A 14,632-nucleotide genomic window follows, 5' to 3' on the forward strand; every position below is an offset into this window, starting at 1 on the left:
CGGACGGCATGACCGTGCGCAGCCACAACGGCAACGTCACCATTCAAGCGGCCCGGAACATTCGCCTGACCGGCCGCGGCGGCGGCGATATCACCGTCGAGCAAAGCGGCGCCGGTTTTAGCGTCAAAGCCGACGGCACGGTGCGTCTGTTTGGCAACACCGTGACGCTCAAAGCCGATCAGGGTGTCACCTTCAACGGCCCGGTGAGCTACGAGGTGCCGGGCAGCAATCAGCCCGAGCGGGTGAGTGTGCCGTCGCCCTTGGAATCGGTGGCGATTCCCGACTTAGCGCTGGAAGGCTTTCGGCCCCCAGAGCAAGAGCGTTGGCTCAAGATCAACGTTAACCGCCCCGAAGACCTGGAAGGCGACCTTGATTTTTGCTTGGAGAGCGACGATGGCGCGTACACCCAAACCCTATCATGTAGCGAAGTCGCCGAGGACGAAAAAGGGCGACTAGCGTTGCTGTTCGAAGACGTCGAACCGGGTAAACGCTACACGCTCACCGCCAAAGCCGAAGACGCCGAGCGGGTGTTGTTCGACGGTATAGCGCTACGCCAAATGGCCCGCTGATACGCTGCCAAAAGCAGACGGCTTATCGCTCAGCCCTCCGTCGCCGAGCGCTCCGGGCGCGCCGATAGCTCCTGCTCGGCGGCGCGCGCGCTTGCCGGTAGTGGGCGGCGAAATCGCCCCGCGGGTTACGCCGCTCCAGCTCGGCGAGGTGCTTGCGCACGCACAGTAACAACGCGCTCGGCTCGGCCCACTGCTCGCGCGGCAGCGGCTGCGACCACGCCCGCATCGCCTGCGGCAGCGGCGCCCGCCCTTGACGGTACTCCCACTCGGAGATCATAAACGGCACTTTCCACAGCGTGACCAGGTGCCAGACGTACCAGAAAAAGACAAACACCGGCCCGCGCTCGCCGTCGCGGTACTCCCGGTGCAGCCGCTCGCGGCGCAGCTCGAAGGTGTGGACGCCGTCGTAGGGCAGCAATTCGCGCGGGTCGGGGGTCGCCGCCGTTTCGCTACGGCGCAGGCCGGCCAGCGCCGTCGGACCGTGCTCCATATACTGCCGGATCGCCTCCCACAGGCCGGCGGCAATCGCCGCCGTCGGCCCGCCGATGGCCAGCGTGTACAAATCGCCCGTCTCCGGGTCTTCCACCGCGATGCCGAGGTTGTGGTGGGTCATCGCGCCGTACTCGGTGGCGCCGGAGCTGGTGGCCACCCAGGCGGTGACCGACTCCCAGGGCACGATCACCGCCTTACCGCTGTGGCTGTCGATAAAACACACCTCGCGGCGCTGGCGGTGAAAGCGGACCGGGCACTGGCGGCGCCTGGCGCGAACGTCTTGGCGGAGGGAGATGTAGCTTAAGGCGGTTAGCCCAAGCCAACCGGGAATTCCGATCAGCAAGCCAGCTGGCAATGCAATGCGGTAATCGGCCAAAAAACTGTGGTGAGGAGATGCTGACAAGGCCCCCATTACCGCAATGCAGAGGGGAAAAAAAGACTAATAATGACAACCCCTAACAGAAACGGCATGCCAAAGAATGCCTGATTGAGGTCAGCCGTATGATGGGTGGCATCGACGTCCAGATAGATCTCGTTGACCTCAACCAGGTTGTGACCGATGTCCATTGCCAGGCCGCCGAAAGGCACCGGCAATGGCGCGATGAACAAGGCCTTGCCGGTCAAAAAGCGCTTGATATCGCCCGCTTGCGGGCGGCCGTCTTTAAAGTCCGGCGTGGTCTCGGTGGTGGCGGAGGCTCGGCGAAAGCGTTGTAGGAGTTGCTTGAGCATACGCGTTAGTCTTCAAAGTCCTCTCGCTGCAACGGCAGGCGCTGCCGGACAGCCTCACTCTTTGGCCGCCGTGCGCCGCTGGCGGCGTTTCCGTGCCGCCGGCTTCGCCGGGGGAGGCGGGGCCCCTGCTCGGCGGCGGCCCGGGCCTTACGGTAGCGCGCCATGAAATCCAAACTCGGCTCGGTTTGCGACAGCGCGGCCAGGTGAGCGCAGACATTGCGTAACAACGCGCTCGGCTCGGCCCACTGCGCCGGCGGCACGGGCTCGGACCACGCGGCCATCGCCGCGGGTATCTGAGCCCGGCCCTGCCGGTACTCCCATTCGGAAATCTTGAAGGGAATCTTCCACAGCGTGACCAGGTGCCAGACGTACCAGAAGAAGACAAACACCGGCCCGCGCTCGCCGTCGCGGTACTCCCGGTGTAGCCGCTCGCGGCGCAGCTCGAAGGTGTGGACGCCATCGTAAGGCAGCAGCTCGCGCGGGTCGGGCTCGCCGCCGGTCGGTGTGCGGTGGAGGTGGCCGAGCCCCCCGGGCCGTGCTCCATGTACTCGCGGATCGCCTCCCACAGACCGGCGCCGATGTCCGCGGTCGGTGCACCCAGCGCCCGGGTGTGCAGGGTGCCGGTGTCCGGGTCCTCGATCCCGATGCCGATATTGTGGTGGGTCATCGCGCCGTACTCGGTGGCGCCGGAGCTGGTGGCCACCCAGGCGGTGACCGACTCCCAGGGCACCACGACCAGCTTGCCCTGACTGTCGACGAGACACACCTCCCGTCGTTGACGATGAAACCGGAGCGGGCAGCGGTGGCGGTCTTCCCGGACATCTTTTAACAGGCCGTAAGCAGAAATGGCTGTCAGCAGGATCCAGCCAGGAACGCCGTAAACTGCGCCTGCCAGGATCATAGGGACTAATTCTTCTCTAACCGTAAAGCTTCCGACGACAGCAAGAACTAATACCAAAAGGGTTGGGAGCAAAAACGTGCATCCGATTCCAATCAGAAAGGGCATGCCGAAGGCGCCCTGGTTATCGTTGGCCGTGTGCTGCGTCGAGTCGAGGTCGAGGTAGACGTCGTTCATCTCGACGATATTGCGGTTGGCGTCCAACGGCGTGCAGCCCAGCGGTATCGGCAGGGGCGCGAGGAACAGAGCTTGCCCGGTCGGAAAGCGCTTAATATCCCCCGCCTGCGGGTGATCCTCATGCAAGTCCGGCGGGCCGGCCTCAGTATCGGCTGTGCGGCGAAAGTGGCGAAAGAGCTGATTAAACATAGGCTACTCGGATAGATCCTCCAACCGCAGCGTCGCCATGCGGCTTAGCGGCGGCTGCGTGTTCTCCAACGGTTCGATAGTACGCTTGGCATCCTCCGGTATCCGCCGGAGGTTCAGGCGGTGCCAGAGCCCCGGCGTGACGGCGCGCAGGTCGACAATCCCGAAGTGAAACGCCCGGGGCATATCCGGGAACTGGCTGGACGCATACTGTATGCCGAGCGATAGTTGCCGCCGCCCTTTTTGTTCGTTGTCGCAGACGGGAAAGCTCAAGGTCAGTGGGGAGAGTGCCTGCAAGCTTGCCAGGCTCGCCAGGGTTTGACTCCATTCCTCGCTGTTGTCGCTGGTGGGACGAGGCAGGGCATACAGCCCGAGCCCCTGGTCCGCCAGGTCGGCCTCGTCAAGATCGGGAATGATGATACGGAAGCTGGGTTCGCCGTTGTCCGTTCGCACCTCGACCTTGGGCAGGGCCGTAATCGCCAGGAAGCGGCGTTGCGCGTCCTCCGCCTCCCAGCCGGCATCCTCATCGCCCCACGGGCCTTGCTCCAACCAACGATCGAGGGCCGAGCGTTGGTTGCGGTTGTACCACCACTCGCCGGCAAGCTGAATGGCGGTAAAGACCAAACCGGCCAAGTTAACGCGGAGGAAGACGCTCAGCAGACGGCCGCTGGCGCTTGCCCAAGCGGCGCTACGACTCGCTCCCCGCGCCATCTCCTGGCCCACAAACCGGCGAGCTTTGCGGGTTTGTCCAAGCCCCCAGGCCTGGCTGCCTGCAACGCCCGCGCTGCCAACCATGGATAACGTGGCACCGGCCATCGCCTGGCGATTACCCGTGCGCAAGGCCTCGGTCCACTGCCTTCCGTGATGCACGGTTGCGGCGAGAGAGGTTAAGGTTCCTAGCCCATACGCTCCATAACCAAACATTGCCGTTAAACGGCCTAGGTTGGCGGCCACACCCTCACGGGCCAGTCGGCTTGCAAAGCGGTCCAAACGTGCGGAGAACACGGTTACCGCAACGCCTTGCGCGAGGGCGGAGCCCGCGGCGGCTGCGGCTATGACATGCCCTATCAGCCGAAGCCTGTTACGTGCTTTGGCTGTATCATCTCCATCCTCCATCGCACGAACAAACTGCACGAGATTCCCTATCTGCATTGCAAAGATGATCGCCGCCAAACCATCGTTCACGAATAAGCCGCGGGCCGCACTGGGCGTATAGGCGCGCCCGGCTTGGAAATCGGCGGCCATACGCCGCAATTCTTGTTGCTGCGCCTCGGTGAGCCCCTGGATGCGCACGCCGACCTGACCGGCTCCGGGGCCGACGGGGCGCATGGCACGACGTATCCGCTCCTCGACCGCGGCCAGCTCTCGGCGGTGCTCGTCGCGGTCGGCGAGCTGTTTCCGATGCTCGAGTTGTGAGCGTTCTTGCTGCTCACGGGTCGTTGCGCGGTGACGCGCGTGGGCGGCACGACGCCGCTTACGCTGAACGTCCGTCAGTTTGGAGCGAATATTCTTCGCTTTGCGAATATCGGCCTCGAACTGCCGCAGTTGCGCCTCGTCAGCCACGGCGACCGTCACGCCGGTTTCATGAAACCCGCGCAAGGCCCCCAGCCAGGTGGCCTGAGGAAAGGCACGTCGCAAGTCATCCGGCCGCAGGGCTTCGCCCCGCTCAAAGCGCTCCACCAACGCAACGAAGCCCGCCGCATTCCGCAGATCATGCGCCGGTTGGTACGCCGTGCGTCGGAGCGCGTCGGCATCTTGGGCGCGCTCGCTCGCATTGGCGAAGTCGGGTAGGCCGAACGCTTGCCGCAGTTGGCCAAATTGCGTGCTGAGGACTTCAACCCGCTGGCCGGCTTCACGGGCATCCAGGGCGGTGACGATACGGCTGCTCAACTGCAAAGCCCGTCCCGGAAGCGACCGCGCTCTTCCTCGGTGAGTGTAAAGGCAAGCGGCTCGTTCCACTCCGGGTGTTGTTCCAGCCAGGCGGCGAGCCGCTCCGCCGCTTCATCCGTACGTGCCGCATCGCGCAGACACCCGTACTCCGCTTCCAATGCTTCCGCCGCTTGCCGCTCGGGGTCGAAATACCAGGCCGCGTTATGGAACGTGTTCTGCTCGATCAGGCTGATACGGTCTTCGGTGATGCGGTCAAGCATCCGGTTCCAGCGCGCGAGCTTAGCGCGCTCACGGTGCAAAACGCTTCCATCTCCTGCCGTTTTATCAGCTGCGCCAAGCCCAGCTGGCCGAAGCGCGCCCCGAAAAGCAAGGCCTGTAGCTCATCGGCATAAGCATCGATGGTGGGTTTATGCCGCGCGTAGAGCTCTTCGCCAAGAACCTCCTGCAACGCCTTATCGGCCTCCCGGACATCCTTGGCATCCCAAAACGTTTCGCGTATGCCGGGGAAGGCCGTAATGGGGGAGAAGCCAACAAACGCCGCTCGTCGGCGCCAATCGTAAAAGCCGTCGCGGTTCTGCTCGCCGTGCACGGTCAGATACTCGAAAATACCCTCGCGCTGCTCGGCCGTGGTTTCGTCAAGCAGGGCCTGAAAACGCGGGTCGTCGGATCGCGCCAAAAGGCCTTTCTGGTCGACCAGATACAAAGACTCGATCAGCGAGCCGATCAAGTAACGCCGCTCGCGCTCAGAATCCCCAGCCCACGCCTCGACCCACTCGGTAACGGCGTCTTGATAATCGGCCAGATCGCGCAGCAAACCCAGATCGTCTCGCACCAAAAGCAAGGCCGCTTCACTGTGTCGGCGCTCGGGGAGCGTCTCCCCCAGACCTGCGGGATCAACCAGTGTGAGGGCGGGCGCTTCGTTCGGACCGTCGTCGGGAGACTCGCCGCCGCCCAAGGCCGGCGCGTATTGGGTCAGCTCGTCCACCCAGCGCTGCGCTTGGTTCAGCGTCGCAAGGTGTCGGGCGCGCTGCTCGCTCAAGGCCGCGCGCATATCCACCTTCTGCATGACGCGCCGGCGCTCGCCGACATCCTCAAGTACCTGGCGGCATTTCTTCGCCGACCACTGCACTTCGGAAAACGTGACGAATAGCACGTGGTCGCGGCGGAACCGTAAAATCGGCGTTGCTTCCGCAACGGCCTCGTCTCGCTCATCCGCATCGACCGCGTGAGCACCCAACATCAACGGCGTTAACTCCCCCTCGCTGATCCGATACTCGTGCATCCCCTCTTCCGGAGTCGGCGACATACCGTCACGATTATGATGCTCAACGATATACAGATAGCCGTCGCGCAACGATCGCGGCCCCAGCGCGCCGCTTTGCAGTGCCACCCCGTAGGGCGAGGCGATGGTACGCGCCGCTTGCGCCTTATCGACCAAACCGTAGCGCAAAGGAAAAAGCGTCACGTACTGGGCCCAGTCAAGCGTGAGCACGAGTGTGTCGTCGCCCTCGTAGCGGGCGGAGCGGATCTCTAGATCGTTCAGGTCAACCATTAGCGTCCACCTCCAAACGGTGAGGAGGTGGACGCAAGGCGACGGAAGATGTGGCGGCGCGCCGACCCGGGCGCCGGCAATGGTTGATTTCGCCCCTGTTCCATGGGTCCCCCCTATCCCTATCGTATTCATCGAGCGCCGGGCGCTCTTTGTCGTGGGCAAAGTTTTACGCGCTGCCGCCGGAAATGCAACTCCTTGGATCGCCTCCGGTAAAGGCGGAAACCTGGCCGAATCGCTGCGGGCAAGCGTTTCTGAAAGCGAGCTGGTTGACGAGGGGGAGCGCTTCGGTGCCCCCGGCGCTTTCGCGACGCTCGGACGTGAGCAACGGGAAGTGTAAGGTTTTTACGGTATTTGACGATGTCCTGAAACCGCTCTAAGATGCGGTGTCTTCGGTCATGCCGTGTCGCTACGTCCGCCGGGGCTTTCAGCGCAGGTACCGTTGCCGAGCGAATTCCAGCAAAGCATCGTCGTCATGGCGGTGCTTTTCTTTTTGTTAGCAGCAGGCAACTGCTGCCGAGCATGTGGCCTCTCGTATGGGTCACCACTGTAGGAGCAATAATATGCCCATTATTACCCTCCCGGACGGCAACCAACGTCAATACGAAGAGCCGGTTAGCGTTGCCCAGATCGCTGCCGATATCGGCCCCGGCCTTGCCAAAGCGACCGTGGCCGGCCGTGTGAACGGCGAACTGCGCGATGCCTGCGATCTCATTACCGACGATGCCGACGTTGCCATCATCACCCCGCGCGACGAGGAAGGCCTGGAAATTATCCGCCACTCCTGCGCGCATATGATCGGGCATGCCGTCAAGCAGTTGTACCCCGAGGCGCAGATGGCGATCGGGCCGGTAATCGAAAACGGCTTTTATTACGACATCCGCTACGACAAAGGCTTCACGCCGGAAGATCTGGAGCGGATCGAGAAGCGGATGGCCGAGCTGATCGCCCGCGAGTACGACGTCGTTAAAAAGTCACCCCGCGTGACGAAGTGCTGCGCATCTTCCGGGAGCGGGGCGAGGACTACAAAGTCCAACTGGTGGAAGACATGCCCGAGGTCGAGTCCATGGCCTTGTACTACCACCAGGAATACATCGACATGTGCCGTGGCCCGCACGTGCCCAATGTGCGCTTCTGTAAAGCCTTCAAGCTTACCTCCTTGGCCGGCTCATACTGGCGCGGCGATAGCGGCAACGAAATGTTGCAGCGTATCTACGGCACCGCCTGGGGCGACAAGAAAGAGCTCAAGGCGTACCTGAAGCGTTTGGAAGAGGCGCAAAAGCGCGACCATCGCCGCATCGCCAAGGCGCAAGATCTCTTCCATATTCAGGAAGAGTCTCCCGGCATGGTGTTCTGGCACGACAAGGGCTGGCGCGTCTACACCCAACTACAGGGCTACATTCGCCAACTACTGGTACAGCACGACTACCAAGAAGTGCACACGCCGCAGTTGGTGGACCGCACCTTGTGGGAAAAATCCGGCCACTGGGACAAATTCGGCGACGGCATGTTCATCACCGAGTCCGAGAAGCGGACTTACGCCGTCAAGCCGATGAATTGCCCCTGCCACGTGCAGATTTTCAACCAGGGCCTGAAGAGCTACCGCGATTTGCCGCTGCGGATGGCCGAGTTCGGCTCTTGTCATCGCAATGAGCCGTCCGGCACCTTGCATGGGCTGATGCGCGTCCGCAACTTTGTACAAGATGACGCGCACATCTTCTGTACCGAAGACCAGATTCAGGATGAGGTGTCCGCATTCATCGATTTGGTGTTCGAAGCGTACCGAGATTTCGGTTTCAAAGACGTGTTGATCGCCTTGTCGACCCGGCCGGAAGAGCGTGTGGGCGACGACGCCTTGTGGGACAAGGCGGAGCAAGCCCTCGAAGTAGCGCTCAACAACAAAGGGCTGGACTGGAAACTACAGCCTGGCGAAGGCGCTTTCTACGGCCCGAAAATCGAGTTTGCGTTGAAAGACTGCTTGGATCGCGTTTGGCAATGCGGCACTATTCAGGTCGATTTCTCCATGCCGAACCGGCTCGGCGCCCATTATGTGGCCGAAGACGGGCATAAGCGCATACCGGTGATGCTGCACCGCGCCATTTTGGGGTCGCTGGAGCGGTTCATCGGTATTTTGATCGAGCATTATGCGGGTGCGTGGCCTCTGTGGCTGGCACCGACACAAGCGGTAGTGCTCAATATTACCGATCGACAAGCCGATTATGCCTCTGAGGTGAGTAAAAAGTTGGTGAAAGAGGGCTTTCGCGTCCATGCCGACTTGAGAAATGAGAAAATCGGCTTTAAAATCCGCGAGCACACGATTCAAAAAGTTCCTTATCAACTTGTGGTAGGGGACCGAGAAATGGAATCGAATACAGTGGCGGTGCGCACACGAGCCGGCGAAGATCTCGGCTCGCTTCCGTTGGATGCGTTAATCGAACGCCTCAATCAGGAAGTCGCGCAGCGTGGTAGAACTGAACTGGAGGATTGAAGCATCGCTCTCAGACCAAGAAAAGGCGGCCGGCCGCCAGTAGATCAAAACGGCTGAACCGGGATATCAAAGTTCCGGAGATTCGGCTTATCGGTGAGGACGGTGAGCAGGTTGGCCTGGTTCCCATCGAAGAGGCGCTGGAGAAGGCTGAGGAAGCCGGCCTGGACCTGGTAGAGCTGGATGGCAATGCCAAGCCGCCGGTGTGCCGGATCATGGATTACGGCAAGCACCGGTTTGAGCTGAGCAAGAAACAGCAGGCCGCTCGCAAAAAACAGAAGCAGATTCAGGTTAAGGAAGTGAAGTTCCGGCCTGGCACCGACGAAGGCGACTATCAGGTGAAGTTACGTAACCTGAAACGTTTCCTTGAGGACGGTGACAAGGCCAAGATCACGCTTCGCTTCCGCGGCCGCGAAATGGCTCACCAAGAGTTGGGCCTAAAGCTGCTCCAGCGAGTCGAAGCGGACCTGGAAGGTCTCGGTGTCGTCGACCAACGCCCCCGTATGGAAGGGCGGCAAATGGTCATGATGATGTCGCCGAAGAAGGGCAAATAAGCCCACTTTTGTCAAAAGCACGCGCGCCCTGCCCTGCAAAGCAGAGGACAGGGCTGTTTTTTTAAAGACGCGGAGAACTGGTAATGCCTAAGATCAAGACCAATCGCGGCGCAGCGAAACGGTTTAAGAAAACCGCTAGCGGTCGTTTTAAACGCGCCCATGCGTTTCATAATCACATCCTGACGAAAAAGTCGACCAAGCGTAAGCGCAAGCTGCGCGCGGACGGTTTGATCGCCGAGGCCGATACGCCGATGGTTCGGCGGATGATGCCTTACAGCTAACCAGTTTCTCGGAGAAGTATCATGGCAAGAGTTAAGCGTGGTGTAACCGCTCGCGCCCGGCATAAAAAAGTACTGGGTAAGGCTAAAGGCTATTACGGCATGCGGAGCCGTTCCTTCCGCGTCGCCAATCAGGCGGTAACGAAGGCCGGCCAATACGCGTATCGCGACCGTCGTCAGCGTAAGCGTCAGTTCCGCGTGCTGTGGATCTCCCGCATCAACGCGGCCGCTCGCGAAAACGGCCTGTCCTACAGCCGTTTCATTAACGGTTTGATGAAGGCCGGCATCGAGGTCGACCGTAAAGTGCTGGCCGACCTGGCCGTGCACGACAAGGCCGCGTTTACCGCTCTGGCAGAGCAAGCCAAGGCAAGCCTGGCCGCCTGAGCGAGATCGCGACCGTTGAGCCGTCAGCCTGCGGCTGGCGGTTCAGCATAAGATCGACGTTAAACGACGATCGCTGAAGGGGAAAGGGGCGGTAGCACCTTTCCCCTTTCTCGTATTCGGGCATCCGTTCCCAGCATAGATACAGCGGACACCGACCACTATGAGCAGCACCCAGGAAGCAGCTGGATTGGACGAGCTGGTCAAAGCGGCCGAGCAGGCCGTCGAAGCGGCCGCCGATCTCAGCGCATTGGACGAACTTCGGGTGGCGTACCTTGGCAAAAAAGGCCGCCTTACCGAACAATTGAAAAGCCTAGGCCGCTTGCCGGCGGACGAACGCCCGGCCGCGGGGCAGGCCATCAACCGCGCTAAACAACAGCTCCAAGAACGGCTGGAAGCGCGCAAAGAATTTCTCCAGAGCGCCGCCTTACAGCAGGCGCTGGAGGCCGAGCGCATCGACGTCACACTCCCTGGTCGCGGCCAGGCGAGCGGCGGCCTGCACCCGATTACCCGAACACTAGAGCGCATCGAAGCCTTGTTCGGCAGCATCGGCTTCAAAGTAGCGGAAGGCCCGGAAGTTGAAGACGACTACCACAACTTCGAGGCGCTCAATATCCCCGCCCACCATCCGGCGCGGGCAATGCACGATACCTTCTACTTCGATGCCCACCGCCTGCTGCGCACCCATACCTCGCCGGTGCAGGTGCGGGTCATGCAAGAAGAGGGCGCGCCGGTGCGCGTTATAGCGCCCGGCCGCGTGTATCGGTGCGATTCCGACCTCACTCATACGCCGATGTTCCACCAAGTGGAAGGTCTGCTGGTGGACGAAGGCATCAGCTTCGCCGACCTCAAAGGCATCCTCAACGACTTCCTCAGCGAGTTCTTCGAGCGCGATCTCGCGGTCCGTTTCCGGCCGTCCTACTTCCCGTTCACCGAACCCTCCGCCGAGGCCGACGTCCAGTGCGTGATGTGCGGCGGCGATGGCTGCCGGGTCTGTAAGGGTAGCGGCTGGCTGGAGATTCTCGGCTGCGGCATGGTGCACCCGAAAGTATTCGGCCATGTCGGCATCGACGCCGAACGCTACACCGGTTACGCCTTCGGCATGGGCGTGGAGCGTTTGGCCATGCTCCGCTACGGCGTCAACGATCTGCGGCTGTTCTTCGAGAACGACCTGCGGTTCTTGCGGCAATTCAGATAACGGAATGCCGCCCGCGCGGGGCGCAGTAACCGGAAGAGGTTTTTGCATGAGAATCAGCACGAACTGGTTACAAGAGTGGATTGCAGTCGAGGACGACGCGCAAACCCTCGGCGACCGGCTCACCATGGCAGGGCTGGAGGTCGACGCGCTCGAACCCGCCGCCCCTGAGTTCAGCGGCGTGGTCGTGGCCGAAATCACCGCCTGCGAACGGCACCCGGAAGCCGACCGCCTCCAGCTATGCACCGTAAACGCCGGCGAAGAGACCTTCCAGATCGTTTGCGGCGCCCCCAACGCCCGCCAAGGTCTGAAAGCCCCGCTGGCCACCGTCGGCGGCGTGCTTCCTGGCGGCATGAAAATCAAACGCGCCAAGCTGCGCGGCGTCGAATCCTTCGGCATGCTGTGCTCGGCCCGCGAGCTGGGCCTGAGCGAAGACGCCGCCGGCTTGATGGAGCTGCCGGCCGACGCACCGGTCGGCCAAGATCTGCGCGAGTATCTCGCGCTCGACGACATGGTGATCGAAGTCGACCTCACGCCCAATCGCAGCGATTGCTTAGGCGTGGCCGGTGTCGCCCGCGAAGTCTCCGCGCTCACCGGCAAACCGGTGCAGGCACCAAGTTTTAGTGCGCCAGCGCCGCAACACCAGGACGAAATCGCCATCCAACTGGATGCGCCGGAGGCTTGCCCGCGCTATGTCGGCCAAATCGTCCGCGGCGTCAATCCGCAGGCGCCGACGCCGCTCTGGATGCAAGAGCGCCTACGCCGTGCCGGCGTACGCAGCCTCGGCCCGATTGTCGACGTTACCAACTACGTCATGCTCGAACTCGGCCAGCCGATGCACGCCTTCGACCTGGCCAAGATCGACGGCGGCATTCGCGTGCGTATGGCAACGGCGGGCGAAAAGCTGGAGCTGCTCAACGGCGACACCGTCGAACTCGACAACGAGACCCTCGTCATCGCCGACCACAGCCGCGCCCACGCGCTAGCCGGTGTTATGGGCGGGGAGTGCGGTTCGGTGGGTGATGCCACGCGGGACATCCTGCTTGAGAGCGCCTTCTTCTCGCCGCTGGCGATTGCCGGGCGGGCGCGCCGTTACGGGCTGCACACCGACTCCTCGCACCGCTTCGAACGCGGTGTGGACCCGGCGTTGCAGCGTCAGGCCATCGACCGCGCCGCGCAGCTGATCGTCGAAATCGCCGGCGGTGCGCCAGGCCCCGTCTGCGAGGCGGCCAGCGACGCACACCTACCCAAGCCGCTCGTCGTCCGTTTACGGCGGCAACGCATCGGCCACCTGTTGGGAATGGAAATTCCCGACGAGCGCGTAGAAGCCATCCTCAGCGCATTAGGACTCACTGTCACAGCGGTCGAGGAGGGTTGGGACGTCACCGTACCGGCATTCCGCTTCGACATCGCACTTGAAGTGGATCTTATTGAGGAATTAGCCCGCGTTTGGGGGTATGATCGCATCCCGGTACGGCGGACGGCCACGCCGCTCGCTATTGCGCCGCAACCGGAAGGCAAAGTGGCGCTCAGCCGCTTGCGCGATACGCTGATTACGCGGGGTTATCAGGAAGCGATTACCTACAGCTTCGTTGAACCGGCCCTGCAAGCGCAGCTCGACCCCGAGCAGGAGCCCTTGCCGCTCGCCAACCCGCTATCGGCCGATCTCGCCGTGATGCGGACCAGTTTGTGGCCGGGTTTAGCGAAGGCCTTGTTGTATAATCAGAACCGGCAGCACGAGCGCGTGCGCTTGTTCGAAACCGGCCTGCGGTTCCGCGGCCGGCTCGACGGACTGGCGCAGGAAAGACTGCTGGCGGGTATCGTGGCCGGTAACCAGCTCCCCGAACAATGGGCGGGCGAGGTGCGGCCGGTCGACTTTTTCGACGTAAAAGGTGATTTGGAAGCTTTGTTCGCCGCCAGCGGCGAGCCGGAAAGCTACCGTTTTGAGCCGGAAACGCATCCGGCTCTGCACCCGGGGCAGTCGGCCCGAATTTACCGGGGCGAACAACCGGTAGGATGGCTGGGGGCCATCCACCCGGAGGTGCAGCGCGAGCTGGACCTCGCCGGGCGCAGTTTCGTGTTCGAACTCGATCTGGAAGCGCTTACCCGTGCGCGGGTGCCGCAGTTCAGCCCCTTGTCCAAGTTCCCCTCCATCCGCCGCGATTTGGCGGTATTGGTGGATGAGGACGTGTCCGCCGCAGCTATCGAAGGTTGCGTACGGCGGGCAGGCGGCGAGCTGCTGAAGGACGTCGTGTTATTCGACGTCTACCGCGGCAAAGGCGTCCCGCAGGGCCAGAAGAGTTTGGCCATGGGCTTGATTTTACAGGAATCTTCGCGCACCCTTACGGATCAAGACGTAGATGGGCTCATTCAACAAGTAGTCAGTCGTCTGAGTCTGGATCTCGGTGCGGTTTTACGGGAGTGACGACTACAATGGCCTTGACTAAAGCCGATCTCGCCGAATCTCTATACGAAGAGCTCGGCCTTAATAAACGCGAATCCAAAGAGCTTGTTGAGTGCTTTTTCGAAGAAATCCGCAGCGCACTGGAAGACGGTGTTGCGGTCAAGCTCTCGGGTTTCGGTAACTTTGACCTACGCGACAAAAACGAACGCCCAGGGCGGAACCCGAAAACCGGCGAAGAGATTCCCATCTCCGCCCGCCGGGTGGTGACCTTCCGGCCCGGGCAAAAGCTAAAGACACGCGTGGAAGGGTATGCTGGAAACGTCGAATAATGACGAACTGCCGCCGATTCCGGCCAAACGCTACTTCACCATCGGTGAAGTTAGCGAGTTGTGTGCAGTTAAACCGCATGTATTGCGGTATTGGGAACAGGAATTCCCGCAGCTAAAGCCTGTAAAACGCCGGGGCAACCGGCGTTATTACCAGCGTCAGGATGTTCTTGTCATCCGGCAAATTCGCTCGCTGCTCTATCAACAGGGCTTCACCATCGGTGGAGCCCGGCAGCGCTTGTCGGGTGAAGAAGTTAAGGAAGACATCAACCACAGCCAGCAGGTGATCCGCCAAATCCGAGCGGAGCTAGAAAGCCTGCTGGACCTGCTCAAACGCTGAGCAAGCGCTTTGCGCGCGCCGGCATTTAGTGTAAGATGCCGGCACTTAACGGGGTGTAGCGCAGCCTGGTAGCGCACCTGCATGGGGTGCAGGTGGTCGGAGGTTCAAATCCTCTCACCCCGACCAAATAACTAAGGCCGTTCAAAGGGTTAGAGTTGACCCGGTGAGCGGCCTTTTTT

General features: G+C 61.7%; 16 protein-coding genes, 1 tRNA gene and 1 pseudogene. 12 read left to right on the forward strand and 6 right to left on the reverse strand.

The annotated features are described in order from the left end of the window. The coding region (locus CAI21_RS23450; RefSeq protein WP_181919587.1) for a hypothetical protein at positions 1–569 on the forward strand (569 nt) is incomplete at its 5' end. A 22-nt stretch (positions 570–591) separates the two neighbouring features. Here the strand turns inward: CAI21_RS23450 and CAI21_RS21870 are convergent. The 3 genes from CAI21_RS21870 to CAI21_RS21880 are packed head-to-tail and all read right to left on the reverse strand — an operon-like array spanning position 592 to position 2,554. After that, a complete protein-coding gene (locus CAI21_RS21870; RefSeq protein ID WP_147305207.1) occupies positions 592–1,464 on the reverse strand; it encodes a DUF6708 domain-containing protein in 873 nt (290 codons plus the stop codon). 8 nt (positions 1,465–1,472) lie between these two features. Then, the gene (locus tag CAI21_RS21875; RefSeq protein ID WP_116304245.1) at positions 1,473–1,790 is read right to left on the reverse strand and encodes a hypothetical protein; all 318 of its coding nucleotides are present in this window, start codon (positions 1,788–1,790) and stop codon (positions 1,473–1,475) included. 5 nt (positions 1,791–1,795) lie between these two features. Beyond that, complete coding sequence (locus CAI21_RS21880) at positions 1,796–2,554, reverse strand: hypothetical protein (RefSeq protein WP_147305208.1); 759 nt, start codon at positions 2,552–2,554, stop codon at positions 1,796–1,798. 272 nt (positions 2,555–2,826) lie between these two features. On the opposite strand from CAI21_RS21880, the gene CAI21_RS21890 reads away from it, so the two are divergent. Next, positions 2,827–3,069, forward strand: coding sequence for a hypothetical protein (locus CAI21_RS21890; protein WP_116304248.1), 243 nt, complete (start codon positions 2,827–2,829; stop codon positions 3,067–3,069). Here CAI21_RS21890 and CAI21_RS21895 read toward each other — a convergent pair. Genes CAI21_RS21895 through CAI21_RS21905 form a run of 3 tightly spaced genes read right to left on the reverse strand, consistent with a single transcriptional unit; the run spans position 3,058 to position 6,493 of the window. Continuing rightward, positions 3,058–4,941, reverse strand: a complete 1,884-nt coding sequence (locus tag CAI21_RS21895) for a protein-tyrosine phosphatase family protein (protein WP_147305209.1) — start codon at positions 4,939–4,941, stop codon at positions 3,058–3,060. The genes CAI21_RS21890 and CAI21_RS21895 overlap by 12 nt on opposite strands. Further along, a complete protein-coding gene (locus tag CAI21_RS21900) occupies positions 4,938–5,201 on the reverse strand; it encodes a hypothetical protein (protein WP_116304250.1) in 264 nt (87 codons plus the stop codon). The genes CAI21_RS21895 and CAI21_RS21900 overlap by 4 nt, the downstream gene beginning before the upstream one ends. Next, a complete protein-coding gene (locus CAI21_RS21905; RefSeq protein ID WP_116304251.1) occupies positions 5,165–6,493 on the reverse strand; it encodes a toxin VasX in 1,329 nt (442 codons plus the stop codon). The genes CAI21_RS21900 and CAI21_RS21905 overlap by 37 nt, the downstream gene beginning before the upstream one ends. A gap of 79 nt (positions 6,494–6,572) precedes the next feature. Here CAI21_RS21905 and CAI21_RS21910 point away from each other — a divergent pair, with 79 nt between their 5' ends. The 10 genes and pseudogenes from CAI21_RS21910 (at position 6,573) to CAI21_RS21955 (ending at position 14,579) form a co-directional block, all read left to right on the forward strand. Next, positions 6,573–6,830, forward strand: coding sequence for a hypothetical protein (locus CAI21_RS21910; protein WP_116304252.1), 258 nt, complete (start codon positions 6,573–6,575; stop codon positions 6,828–6,830). Positions 6,831–7,053: 223 nt separating this feature from the next. Then, positions 7,054–8,978 (forward strand): annotated as a pseudogene (gene thrS / locus CAI21_RS21915) (threonine--tRNA ligase). Next, positions 8,975–9,529 (forward strand): translation initiation factor IF-3, encoded by a 555-nt coding sequence (infC, locus tag CAI21_RS21920; RefSeq protein ID WP_116304253.1) that lies wholly within the window; start codon positions 8,975–8,977, stop codon positions 9,527–9,529. The pseudogene thrS and the gene infC overlap by 4 nt, the downstream one beginning before the upstream one ends. Positions 9,530–9,612: 83 nt before the next feature. Further along, positions 9,613–9,810: a 50S ribosomal protein L35 gene (gene rpmI / locus CAI21_RS21925; RefSeq protein ID WP_116304254.1), complete on the forward strand. Its 198-nt coding sequence runs from the start codon at positions 9,613–9,615 to the stop codon at positions 9,808–9,810. A gap of 21 nt (positions 9,811–9,831) precedes the next feature. Then, positions 9,832–10,191 (forward strand): 50S ribosomal protein L20, encoded by a 360-nt coding sequence (gene rplT, locus CAI21_RS21930; protein ID WP_116304255.1) that lies wholly within the window; start codon positions 9,832–9,834, stop codon positions 10,189–10,191. Between the two features lie 160 nt (positions 10,192–10,351). Further along, entirely contained in the window at positions 10,352–11,386 is a 1,035-nt protein-coding gene (gene pheS / locus CAI21_RS21935) for a phenylalanine--tRNA ligase subunit alpha (RefSeq protein ID WP_116304256.1), read from the forward strand. 46 nt (positions 11,387–11,432) lie between these two features. Further along, positions 11,433–13,808, forward strand: coding sequence for a phenylalanine--tRNA ligase subunit beta (pheT, locus tag CAI21_RS21940; protein WP_116304257.1), 2,376 nt, complete (start codon positions 11,433–11,435; stop codon positions 13,806–13,808). Positions 13,809–13,816: 8 nt separating this feature from the next. Next, a complete protein-coding gene (gene ihfA, locus CAI21_RS21945; RefSeq protein WP_116304258.1) occupies positions 13,817–14,116 on the forward strand; it encodes an integration host factor subunit alpha in 300 nt (99 codons plus the stop codon). Continuing rightward, positions 14,097–14,453: a MerR family transcriptional regulator gene (locus CAI21_RS21950; RefSeq protein WP_116304259.1), complete on the forward strand. Its 357-nt coding sequence runs from the start codon at positions 14,097–14,099 to the stop codon at positions 14,451–14,453. Before ihfA ends, CAI21_RS21950 begins: the two co-directional genes overlap by 20 nt. A 49-nt stretch (positions 14,454–14,502) precedes the next feature. Next, positions 14,503–14,579 (forward strand) — tRNA-Pro (locus CAI21_RS21955). The last annotated feature ends 53 nt before the right edge of the window (positions 14,580–14,632 follow it).

The sequence above is a fragment of the Alkalilimnicola ehrlichii genome, assembly GCF_003399765.1.
Taxonomy (GTDB): Bacteria; Pseudomonadota; Gammaproteobacteria; order Nitrococcales; family AK92; genus AK92.

Excerpts from the sequence above, each read along its gene's own strand:
- CAI21_RS21910 (WP_116304252.1), top strand. The coding sequence starts at position 6,573 with ATGGTTGATTTCGCCCCTGTTCCATGGGTCCCCCCTATCCCTATCGTA.
- CAI21_RS21950 (WP_116304259.1), top strand. The coding sequence starts at position 14,097 with ATGCTGGAAACGTCGAATAATGACGAACTGCCGCCGATTCCGGCCAAA.
- CAI21_RS21905 (WP_116304251.1), bottom strand. The coding sequence starts at position 6,493 with ATGGTTGACCTGAACGATCTAGAGATCCGCTCCGCCCGCTACGAGGGC.
- rplT (WP_116304255.1), top strand. The coding sequence starts at position 9,832 with ATGGCAAGAGTTAAGCGTGGTGTAACCGCTCGCGCCCGGCATAAAAAA.
- pheT (WP_116304257.1), top strand. The coding sequence starts at position 11,433 with ATGAGAATCAGCACGAACTGGTTACAAGAGTGGATTGCAGTCGAGGAC.
- rpmI (WP_116304254.1), top strand. The coding sequence starts at position 9,613 with ATGCCTAAGATCAAGACCAATCGCGGCGCAGCGAAACGGTTTAAGAAA.
- CAI21_RS21900 (WP_116304250.1), bottom strand. The coding sequence starts at position 5,201 with ATGCTTGACCGCATCACCGAAGACCGTATCAGCCTGATCGAGCAGAAC.
- ihfA (WP_116304258.1), top strand. The coding sequence starts at position 13,817 with ATGGCCTTGACTAAAGCCGATCTCGCCGAATCTCTATACGAAGAGCTC.
- pheS (WP_116304256.1), top strand. The coding sequence starts at position 10,352 with ATGAGCAGCACCCAGGAAGCAGCTGGATTGGACGAGCTGGTCAAAGCG.
- CAI21_RS21875 (WP_116304245.1), bottom strand. The coding sequence starts at position 1,790 with ATGCTCAAGCAACTCCTACAACGCTTTCGCCGAGCCTCCGCCACCACC.